Annotated in this window: 6 protein-coding genes and 4 pseudogenes; 7 read left to right on the plus strand and 3 right to left on the minus strand. The window is 60.7% G+C overall.

Going from position 1 to position 9,614, the window contains the following annotated elements; translation table 11 throughout:
- Window positions 1-113 precede the first annotated feature (113 nt).
- The 3 genes and pseudogenes from SM764_RS22240 to SM764_RS22250 all read left to right on the plus strand — a co-directional run.
- Complete coding sequence (locus SM764_RS22240) at window positions 114-977, plus strand: TniB family NTP-binding protein (protein WP_274861696.1); 864 nt, start codon at window positions 114-116, stop codon at window positions 975-977.
- Window positions 914-1,765 carry a TniQ family protein gene (locus tag SM764_RS22245; protein ID WP_081731462.1) on the plus strand — a complete coding sequence of 284 codons (852 nt, stop codon included), beginning with the start codon at window positions 914-916 and terminating at the stop codon, window positions 1,763-1,765. Before SM764_RS22240 ends, SM764_RS22245 begins: the two co-directional genes overlap by 64 nt.
- Window positions 1,766-1,824: 59 nt before the next feature.
- A pseudogene (locus SM764_RS22250) lies at window positions 1,825-2,349 on the plus strand (IS110 family RNA-guided transposase); the annotation flags it as partial.
- A gap of 346 nt (window positions 2,350-2,695) precedes the next feature.
- Here the strand turns inward: SM764_RS22250 and SM764_RS22255 are convergent.
- The 3 genes and pseudogenes from SM764_RS22255 to SM764_RS22265 all read right to left on the minus strand — a co-directional run.
- The gene (locus SM764_RS22255; protein ID WP_024099412.1) at window positions 2,696-4,135 is read right to left on the minus strand and encodes a hypothetical protein; all 1,440 of its coding nucleotides are present in this window, start codon (window positions 4,133-4,135) and stop codon (window positions 2,696-2,698) included.
- A 149-nt stretch (window positions 4,136-4,284) separates the two neighbouring features.
- A pseudogene (locus SM764_RS22260) lies at window positions 4,285-5,138 on the minus strand (IS5 family transposase).
- Between the two features lie 390 nt (window positions 5,139-5,528).
- A pseudogene (locus SM764_RS22265) lies at window positions 5,529-5,693 on the minus strand (IS110 family transposase); the annotation flags it as partial.
- Between the two features lie 145 nt (window positions 5,694-5,838).
- On the opposite strand from SM764_RS22265, the gene SM764_RS22270 reads away from it, so the two are divergent.
- The 4 genes and pseudogenes from SM764_RS22270 to SM764_RS22620 all read left to right on the plus strand — a co-directional run.
- Window positions 5,839-7,473 carry a TnsB C-terminal domain-containing protein gene (locus tag SM764_RS22270; RefSeq protein ID WP_024099411.1) on the plus strand — a complete coding sequence of 545 codons (1,635 nt, stop codon included), beginning with the start codon at window positions 5,839-5,841 and terminating at the stop codon, window positions 7,471-7,473.
- Window position 7,474: 1 nt separating this feature from the next.
- Window positions 7,475-8,356: a TniB family NTP-binding protein gene (locus tag SM764_RS22275; RefSeq protein ID WP_024099410.1), complete on the plus strand. Its 882-nt coding sequence runs from the start codon at window positions 7,475-7,477 to the stop codon at window positions 8,354-8,356.
- Entirely contained in the window at window positions 8,353-9,144 is a 792-nt protein-coding gene (locus tag SM764_RS22280) for a TniQ family protein (RefSeq protein WP_008335465.1), read from the plus strand. The genes SM764_RS22275 and SM764_RS22280 overlap by 4 nt, the downstream gene beginning before the upstream one ends.
- Before the next feature lie 397 nt (window positions 9,145-9,541).
- Window positions 9,542-9,614, plus strand: a pseudogene (locus tag SM764_RS22620) (IS6 family transposase); the annotation flags it as partial.

Raw genomic sequence — 9,614 nt, forward strand, 5'->3', positions numbered from 1 at the left:
GTACCGCCACGCCCGATCCGATGCCTTTGATCTTTGGAACGGCTACGCACTCGAGATGACCGCATGACGGGCGCGGAGCAGGCCGCATTCAGCCGGGTGCAAATAAGTTGGCAATGCCCGACGGCCGCATCGCCCTCATTCAATCGGACATCTGGATCGGCTTTCCCCGAGCGGAGCAAGTGCTGGACCGGCTGCATGGTCTGATTGAGATGTCGCGGCAGACCCGCATGCCTGGCCTTCTGGTGCATGGGGCGTCCGGCATCGGCAAAACAATGATCGCCCGCAACCTGTCGCGACGCTATGCGCCGGAGTATGATCCGGAGTCGGGCGTCACCCACACCCCGTTACTTCTGTTGCAGGCGCCACCCGCTCCTGATGAGCGGCGGTTCTATATGCACATCCTCGCAGCCGTCGGAGCCCCGTCGTCGACGCTGAGCCTGAAGGCGCAGAGTGTTGCCTCGCTGGAAGTTCGGGTCGTGGGCCTTTTGCGCGACCTCGGGCTGCGGATGATCATGATCGACGAAGTCCACAACCTTCTTGCGGGCACGCATAGGGAACAGCGCCGGTTCCTCAATGTCTTGAGGTATCTCAGCAACGAGCTGGAGGCATCTTTGGTCTGCTACGGTGTCAGCGAAGCCGTCGATGCCATTCGCGGCGATGTCCAACTGGCCCGTCGGCTTGATGAACACCACCTGCCGAATTGGCGCGATGATGCCGAGTTTTCGGATATGATCCAGACATTGATCGCGGCCATGCCGCTGGAGAAGAAATCCAATCTGCAAGTGCGGTCGCTCAAGCAGATCCTCGCATTAACTGGCGGGGTGACGTCCCGCATCTTTGCCTTGGTCAAGGATCTGTCCATCGACGCGATCATCAGCGGTGACGAGTGCGTCACTGATGATGCCATCGCAAAATGGACACCGGTCTGGTCGCGCCATGCAAACGCTCAGCGACGGCTCGAGAAATCTGGGGCGTGACGTGTATCCCGCTGCCGATATCGGTGACGCCAGTGCCGGACGAGTTGCTTTCTGGTTGGTTATCGCGACTGGCCGCTTCCAATCATTGCGAGGTAGCAGACCTGCTCGCCCATATCGGGATCGACGCAAAATATGCTGCAGCCCTTGATTTTGATCTCGACATGCTGGCCGCGGATAGGATTTCCGTTGCGGCGCGCTTCGATCCAGCGTTCGTGTCGTCGATGACTTTCGCGGCGATGCCGGAAGCAGAGATGCGGTTGACCGCACAGGTGCCGTTCCAGGCTTGCACAAGCTGCGCTGATGGCGGCCTTGAGCTCAGGCACTGGCGTAGGGCCTGGGCGTTCGACTGCCAGATTTGTGGTGCCCGGCTTCTTCCAAAGGCCGACAGGCAAAATGGCGCAGCGGTCTCCGAAAAGCTGGTTGATCGTGCCCGCCGGGGGGCACGGATCCTGGAGCGTGTCGCGGTGTCGGGCAGCGCGCGTCAACTACGCCGAGCCATGCGGGCGGTCACCTTCGCGATGGGACTCAAAGCTTTATGTGGAGACCCTTTCTTCGCGCTTCAAAGCCCCCGCCCGAACATAAGGCTCTTCTGCCTTGCCGCCATTGCCTCCGCCCAATCACGTCCACTGGTAAAGGCTGCGTTGTGCAGCATGGACATCGACGTCTACGCACGAGTTGCCCTGCTTCGCGCCTACGATAAGGAGCCCCGACTGCTTGCAACCGTCGACCAGATTGCTCAGCGGATGCGACTACGCGTCGGCGGTTCAGCCACCTCATCTCAAATTTAAGGGCAAGAAAGGCCGGAAAACGCGCCGTGTCTCGGATTTAAGGGCAAGGCGACACCCACTTCCGAGAGAACCAGGAACGGTTGCCTGACCATGCTGCGGCTGCCATCCATGCGTTGATCTGCCAAGCGGAGGCGATTGCCGATCAGGCTGAGGCCCTGGAGAAACGGATCCTCGAGTGGCACCGGACGCACGAGACGAGCCGGCGACTGGCGACCATTCCCGGTATCGGACCGATCACCGCCAGCGCAATTGCTGCAAATGTTCCGGATCCGAGCCTGTTCCGCTCGGCACGACAGTTCGCGGCCTGGCTAGGCCTGACGCCACGGGCGAACTCAAGCAGTGGCAAGGATCGACAGACCGGGATCAGCAAGCAGGGTGATGGATATATCCGGCGACTGCTCGTTTCCGGCGCGACTGCGGTGCTTCGCTTTGCAAGGCAGGGCGATGCCGGCAAGGCTTGGATGCTTGGGCTTAAAGCACGCAAGCGACCGAAAGTCGTTGCGGTCGCGCTCGCCAACAAGACTGCCCGGATCGCTTGGGCGCTCCTGCGCCGCAACGAGATCTACGCGGCCCCTGTCTCCTGAGCGCGGAACCGCTGACGGAATGCGTGAAGCTGAGAAGAGATGACAAACCGGTCGAACCGGGGATCGGGACACCCCAGGGGGTCAAGGCGCAGAAAGCGCGCAATTTTGATTGGGACCCGATCCGCGGACTTCATCTGGGCCAGCGGCTAGACCGCACCACAAAGGCCGTAGACATGACTGCTTTCGGCATAGGCGCGTCAATTCCCAGCTTGCGCAGCAGGGGTCGTCCAGACATGGGAACACTTGCCCTCGCCAGAGATGCCCACTGCGCGTTGGCGACGGTCCACCAATGACTTGCGCCACCGGACCTGTGGGGGAACCGGCGCAGCGCCAGTTCCCCATCGGCTCATTCTGCCGGAACCCAGGGCCGGTTATAGGCTGCCACGCGCCAATCACCGTGTTCGATGAACCGGGGGGCGCTCCCGGTTTCCAGCGCCTCGGCTGCGGCGTTCAGCGCCTCGGGCGATGTCTCGGGCCAGGCGCCCGTTTCGATCCGTTCGACCAGGGTCTCGACGATGGCCGTGCTTTCGGCAGCCGTGAACTCGCAATGGCCCGTGCCCTGGACCAGCGACTGCCGATACAGATCGCCGGTACCCTGCTCCTGCACCAGCGCGCCGTAGCCTTCCATCAGCGTGTAGGGAATGGCCCAGTCGCCCAGCATGTGGATGCGGATCGCCGGAACCTGCAGATCGCCGGTCGTCGTGCGCCCGTCTGCGGCCCAGAAATCGCGCGCATAATCCGAGGCCGCGATGCGGGGGGCGGCGTCGATCCTGGCAATGTCGGCCTGAAGGTCCAAACCGGCCTGTTCGTAGAGCGCCTCAACCGTCCGCGCCATCGCGGGTGCGGCATTCTGGTAGAAGGCGGCATAGTCGACCCCCTCGTTCCCGGAAAGTTGCTGCCCCGATGCGGCGTTTTCGAACAGAAGCCGCGAGGACCCGCCAACATTACCGCCGATGCGCAGCGCCGAGGCCACGATCATGTCGGCCATGGCGCCGGCATCCGCGGTGTCGGGTAGTTCGGTCCCCTCGACCATCCACGGCGACCACTGTCCGATGGCGAAGGCAAGCGCCAGCCGCGCGCGGCCCTCCGGGCTTTCGCCCGCCGTTTCGATGGCGGCCATCCAGGACGCACGGATCGCGTCAAGGCTGCGCTCGCCACCCGCTCCGGCATTGGGCAGGCCGACGATGGCGAGATCGCTGGCCGGACCGTGCCCAGCGGCCTCATAGCTTTCGCCCAGCAGGGTCTGCATGGCGAACCAGCCATCCAGGAAACTGCTCATGATCCAGACCGGCGTATGGGCGGCAAGCACGGCGGCACCGTCGATCCTGTCCGGGTAATCCTCGGCCGAAGCGAGGCTGTCGAGCCCTCCGCCAGAACAGCCGTATTGCAGCACCATGTCAGGAGCGCGCTCCAGGTCCGTGAAAATGTCCTGAACAGCTTGTAGATTCAGGATTTCACGCTGCGGATCGTATTGCCACAGGCGCAGCGGGTGCCGGGCGAGCCCGGCGAAGGCATAGCCACGACCGAGCAGGTCGTCATACCGCTGGACCGCTGACGCGACCGAAACGTTGCTGGCGAAATCCAGATCCCTGAGTAGTCGACCATTCCAGTTCTCGGGCACGCGGATCAGCCATGCCGTCCCGTCCGGCAGGGTTCCCGCATGTTCGTTGAAGGCGGGCTGCTCCTGCGCCGACGCGAGCGGGGCGAAGCCCGCGGTCAGAGCGAGGCAAAGCACCACCATTCCGGTCCGCGAACGCGGGCCGGCCAAATTGGCTGTCCGTGACATGAATTTCCTCCAGTTTGATGCAGCGATGAAATCCGGCTCCTCTTCCGGGGAACCATCGCCGGGAAAAACATAGATAGCTAATTATTAGTGTCAAGGGCTCTGATGCACAAATCGGCTTAAGGCCGAGGTTCCCCTTTCCCCGGACGGACTTATCCCACAGCTTCCGTGACGGGTATTCCGAGCGCGGTGTAGCCGTTCAGGACGGCGATGCGGACCTGGAGTTCGGCGACCTGTCGATCGAAGTCCCGTGCCATGAGCCGCTGGCCCAGCAACTTGATACAATGCATCTTTGTCTCGACGCGGCTTCGGCGGTGGTATCCACTCCATCGTCGCCAGAGCGCGCGGCCCAGGTATTTCGCCGCGCGCAGGGCCTCATTTCGCGCCACGGCTCCGGCGGTGATCGTCTTCCAGGGCTTCGCGTTCTTGCGGGGCGGGATGACGGCATGGGCACCGCGATCTGCAATCGCATCGTGGCATTTGCGCGTGTCGTAGGCGCCATCAGCCGTAACGCTACCGATTTCCTGGTCCTGCGGGATTTGGTCGAGAAGGTGGGTAGGATGGGCGCATCACCGATGTGGCTCCCGGTGACTTCGACGGCCCGGATCTCCAACGTTTCTTCATCGATCCCAAGGTGGAGCTTGCGCCAGACGCGCCGTTTCGGGCCGCCATGCTTGCGTGCGTGCCACTCGCCTTCACCTTCGACCTTGATCCCGGTGCTGTCGATCAGCAGGTGCAACGGCCCCTTGGAGCCGCGGTAGGGGATGTTCACGGCCAAGGTCTTCTGGCGGCGAGATAGCGTGCTGAAGTCGGGCACCGTCCAGTTCAGGCCGACCAGCCGTAGCAGGCTCTCGACGAACCCGGTCGTCTGCCGGAGCGCCATGCCGAACAGCACTTTCATCGAGAGGCACGTCTGGATAGCGGCATCGCTGTAGGTCTGCTGGCGGCCACGCCTGCCTGTCGGCGCGGCATCCCAGCTCATCTCGGGGTCAAACCAGATCGTCAGCGAGCCCCGGCGCTTGACTGCTTCATTGTAGGCTGGCCAGTTCCTGGTCTTGTAGGTCGGGGGTATGGGTCTGCTCATGCAGCCTGACTAACAGACTGGATTCGCAAGGTGAAACCTTCACAGCATTTGCGCAACATGTATAACCGCCCCTTGCGCAAGAGGGTTTCTGGATCAGTTTCGCGCGGTGTCGGGTGCTGACATGTATCCGGCCTCTGTTGCGGCCATCATCACGCCGCGGGCCCGTATGGTGTTCGCAGGTCGGGTCCAGATCAAAGCCGCGTGCTCGATGGCACTCTGTTGCGCTCTGGTTCTCCCGATCCCGTCTCACGACCGTGCGCCAAACGTCTCCTTGCCCTCTTCCGCTCCGACGTCCTCGCGACCAGTGACGGCTTACGCCGCAGCGGTCGGAGACTGGTAGGCGCCGCCTCGGGCCATCAGCGCCCAGACGATCCGCGCCATTTTGTTCGCCAGCGCGACCCGCACCAGCATCGGCGGCTTGCGCGTCAGCATCTCGCCAAGCCATGTGCCCGGCCGGGCAGCGGCATGAACATGCCTGTCGCGTAGCCCTTAATTGTGAGATGAGAAATCCAACGAAATCAACGGCCTTGCTTTGCCCTTAAATATGATATTTTGCCTTTAAATCCGATATTTTTGCCCTTAAACCTGAGACAGGGTTCGCAGCTTCGTGTGGCAAATATTGATGGATGATGATCGCGAAGACTTCGTTGCCGCTGGTGCTGAGGAGGCGCGCAGGGCGGCCGTTCTGCGTCCGCTTGTTCAGGCATATCTCAAAGGAACTGGCAGTCTGGAAAGTGGCATCAATGACGCCGTTTGGGAGCTTGGTGTCAGCAGGGCGACTGTCTGGCGCTGGATAAAGCGTCTGGCCGAAGAGGGTGGGCGCACCAGCGCGCTGGCTTCTCGGAAACGGGGCCGCCCGACTGGTACAACCTTGATATCCGGCAAGGTGGAAGCGGTGATCGAAGAACATCTTCGCCGTTATTTCTTACGGCGGGAACGCCCAAGCCTGTCGCGCATCGTGACAGAAATCCGAAGCGCGTGTTGGCAGCAGGGCTTGCAACCGCCGACACGTCGGACGGTTCAGCGCAGGCTGGATGCAATGGATGCCCGTGAAATTGCCAAGGCACGCGAAGGCGCAAAGGCGGCCCGCCAGAAATTTGCGCCGGTCGTAGGCGACAACAAGGCAAACCGGCCACTGGAGGTCGTGCAAATCGACCATACGCCTGCGGACATCATTCTCGTCGACAGTTTTGAACGCAAACCAATTGGGCGGCCTTGGGTCACGCTGGCGATCGACGTCGCAACGCGGATGGTGACCGGATATTACACCTCTCTCGAGGCACCTTCGCGTCTGTCGGTGGCGCTTTGCCTGACACAGGCTGTGGCCCCCAAGGCGGAACTTCTGGCGGAATTGGTGCGCAATGTTCCTTGGCCCGCGCAGGGTAAACCGCATAGCATCCACGTCGATAACGGGCGCGATTTCCGGTCGCATGCCTTTCGGTCGGCATGTGCAGAATGGGGGATCGATCTGGTCTATCGGCCGCCAGGCAGTCCTCATTTCGGAGGGCACATCGAACGATTGATCGGCACGATGATGGGGGCCGTGCACCTGTTGCCTGGAACAACGCAATCCTCGGTCGTGGCCAAGGGCGACTATGACGCCGAGGGCATGGCCACGATGACCTTAAGCGACTTCGATCGCTGGTTTGCTCTGGAAATCTGCCGCTACAACAACAGCATTCATTCAAGTCTTGGCTGCACGCCCGTTGCCAAATGGGAGGCGCTCTCAGAGCAAATGATGGGCGATATCCCCTTCGAGATTGAAGCCTTTCGGGTGAGCTTTCTGCCAAGTGAACTGCGCAAGGTCAGGCGTGACGGCATCCATCTGTTCCAGATACGGTACTGGTCCGATGCGCTTGCAGGCCACATCGGGCGCGGGGATGGAAAGGTGGTCGTCCGCTACGACCCTCGCGACCTCTCGGTGATCTGGGTCGAACTGGATAATGACCGATACGTCGAAGCTCGGTACCGAAACCTGGAAATTCCGCCTGTGTCGCTCTGGGAATATCGCGAAGCCATGAGGAATGCCCGTGCCCTTGGCAAGTCCGGGTCCAATGAGCTGGTCCTGGCTGAGCTGATCCGACAGCAACGCCAAATCGAGTCTGAAAGCCGGAGCCTGACGAGGGCCGAACGCCGATCCCGTGAAAGAAAAGGGACATTGGAGGGCGCCAACTCGGCCGTCTCAACAACCGAAGGGCTGCGCGCGATCGATACGGGTGATACATCGCGCCCATTGTTCAAGGTGGAGAGATGGTGAATTGAGGGCAGGAAAAACAGAGGAAGACGGTCGGATCACCCTCATTCAATCGGATATCTGGATTGGCTTTCCGCGGGCCGAACAAGTTCTGGACCGTTTGCAGTGTATGATCGAAGCGCCAAGGCAAACCCGTATGCCTGGCCTTCTTGTGCATGGCGCGTCCGGGATCGGAAAGACGATGATCGCCCGCAATCTTTCGCGCAGATATGCACCGGAATATGACCCAGCATCGGGAATTACGCGAACGCCGCTGTTACTGTTACAAGCACCACCAGCTCCCGACGAACGACGGTTCTATCTGCACATCCTGGCGACCGTCGGGGCACCGGCCACGGCACTGAGCGCGCGCGCTCAAAATGTGGCCTCCCTCGAAGTCCGTGTCGTCGCGCTCTTGCGCGACCTTGGCCTGCGGATGATCATGATCGACGAAGTCCACAACCTCTTGGCCGGGACCCACCGCGAACAGCGCCGCTTTCTCAATGTTCTGCGGTATCTCAGCAATGAACTCGAAGTGTCGCTGGTCTGCCTGGGGGTCAGCGAGGCCGTCGATGCCATCCGTGGTGATATCCAGCTTGCCAGGCGGCTGGACGAACATCACCTTCCAAACTGGCGCGACGACGCCGAGTTCTCGGACATGATCCAGACACTCATCGCGGCAATGCCCCTCGAGAAGAAATCCAATCTGAAGGTCAAGTCACTAAAGCAGATACTTGCGCTGACCGGCGGGGTGACCTCGCGCATCTTCGCCCTGATCAAGGATCTTTCCATCGACGCCATTGTCACAGGTGATGAATGCATCACCGATGACGCAATCGCAAAATGGACGCCGGTTTGGTCGCGCCATGCGAACCCCCATCGGCGGCTCGAGAAGTCCGGGGTGTGAAGCCGCACCCGCTGCCCAAGACTGTCGCGCCGCTGCCCGACGAGTTGTTGTCAGGTTGGTTGTCTAGGCTGGCGGCGGCCAACTACTGTGATGATGCGGAACTACTGGCTCATCTCAGAATCGATACCGCGCATGGCACCGCCTTGAACTTCAACGTCGACGCGGCTGCGGCGGCGAAGATTGCCAACGCCGCACGGATTGACCCAGATGTTGTGCGATCTTTGACCTTCCCAGCAATGACGACACGAGAAGCCTCGCTGACGGCCCAGATACCATTCCAGCATTGCCTGCAATGTTCCAGAGAGGGCCTTTCGCTCAAGCATTGGAGGCGAGCCTGGGCATTCGACTGCCAGGTTTGTGGGACGAGACTTGTGCCGACGCTCGGCAAGGCCAGTGGCGAACAGATGCCCGAAAAGCTGATAAATCGTGCGCGCAACGGCGCCGCGCGGCTTGAATACGCCGCGCGATTACGCAGCTCCAAGCAATTTCGGCGCGCAATGCGCGCGGTCACCTTTGCCATATCATTAAAGGCCTTCCGCGGAGATCCGTTATACGCTCTTCAGGGCCACAGGCTGGAAGTAAGGCTGTTTGGCCTTGCTGCAATTGATGCAGCCCAATCCCGTCCACTGGTCAAAGCGGCCATCTCAAGCTCCGGCATCGACGACTATGCAAGGGTTGCTCTATTGCGCGCCTTCGATAAGGAGCCACGTCTGCTTGCCGCGGTTGTTTACATCGCCCGGCAGCGCGCGAAAAGCATAGGCGCGATGGCAGTGGAATCTCATAATTAAGGGCAAAAAATATCCCCGAACGCGTCGTGTCTCAGATTTAAGGGCAACGCGACACCGGTCCGCGAACGCGGGCCGGCCAAATTGGCTGTCCGTGACATGAATTTCCTCCTGTCGCGTAGCCCTTAATTGTGAGATGAGAAATCCAACGAAATCAACGGCCTTGCTTTGCCCTTAAATATGATATTTTGCCTTTAAATCCGATATTTTTGCCCTTAAACCTGAGACAGGGTTCGCAGCTTCGTGTGGCAAATATTGATGGATGATGATCGCGAAGACTTCGTTGCCGCTGGTGCTGAGGAGGCGCGCAGGGCGGCCGTTCTGCGTCCGCTTGTTCAGGCATATCTCAAAGGGGCATTGCCAAGTTGATCACGGGGTTCCGTCGGGATAGGCGGTCATCATGAAAACCGTGCCGACAATTCGACGCCTGAAGGGCTTTCGTTTTCCCCGCGAGATCATCTCCTATGCCGTCT

The organism is Pseudophaeobacter sp. 1A16562 (assembly GCF_041008785.1).
Taxonomy (GTDB): domain Bacteria; phylum Pseudomonadota; class Alphaproteobacteria; order Rhodobacterales; family Rhodobacteraceae; genus Phycobacter; species Phycobacter gallaeciensis_A.

Coding starts and splice junctions, on each gene's coding strand:
- SM764_RS22240 (WP_274861696.1), top strand. CDS start 114: ATGCCCGACGGCCGCATCGCCCTCATTCAATCGGACATCTGGATCGGC.
- SM764_RS22245 (WP_081731462.1), top strand. CDS start 914: ATGGACACCGGTCTGGTCGCGCCATGCAAACGCTCAGCGACGGCTCGA.
- SM764_RS22255 (WP_024099412.1), bottom strand. CDS start 4,135: ATGTCACGGACAGCCAATTTGGCCGGCCCGCGTTCGCGGACCGGAATG.
- SM764_RS22270 (WP_024099411.1), top strand. CDS start 5,839: ATGGATGATGATCGCGAAGACTTCGTTGCCGCTGGTGCTGAGGAGGCG.